The sequence below is a fragment of the Streptomyces sp. P17 genome, from assembly GCF_032436805.1.
Taxonomy (GTDB): Bacteria; Actinomycetota; Actinomycetes; order Streptomycetales; family Streptomycetaceae; genus Streptomyces.
In genome coordinates this window covers 1-330 of sequence record NZ_JAVRBF010000513.1, presented here as the reverse complement: position 1 = coordinate 330, position 330 = coordinate 1, and the positions used below count along the sequence as shown (strand labels likewise).

1 protein-coding gene is annotated in these 330 nt (G+C 54.2%); it reads left to right on the top strand.

Translation table 11 applies throughout. From position 1 onward, the window contains the following. The first annotated feature begins 78 nt into the window (after positions 1–78). Positions 79–306: a hypothetical protein gene (locus tag RMT89_RS41925; RefSeq protein WP_315889005.1), complete on the top strand. Its 228-nt coding sequence runs from the start codon at positions 79–81 to the stop codon at positions 304–306. Positions 307–330: the final 24 nt, after the last annotated feature.

Genomic DNA, 330 nt, shown 5'->3' with positions numbered 1-330 from the left:
CGGTAACCATCGACCGCTATTTAGACGATTAGGCCGTCTGAAAACGTTTCAGACGGCCTTTAAAAGAAAGTTAAAACCGTGAATATCTATAGCCAATTTAGTGCACTTTTTAACCGCGAGCATTTGGCCGTGGCCAAAATCAGCGCCGATCTGGGCGGCGGCAGCTGGGCCGCCAAAACGCAGGGCGGCCGCGATATTGTGCTCACCGGCAGCGCCGCCGTGGGCGAGAGCGTGTTTTATGATTTAAACACCCGCAAAATCACCGGCCAAGCGCCCAATTTGCCCGTAATCGATATTGCCGTGTAGTGTAGTGCGGCAGCCTGCTGGCAG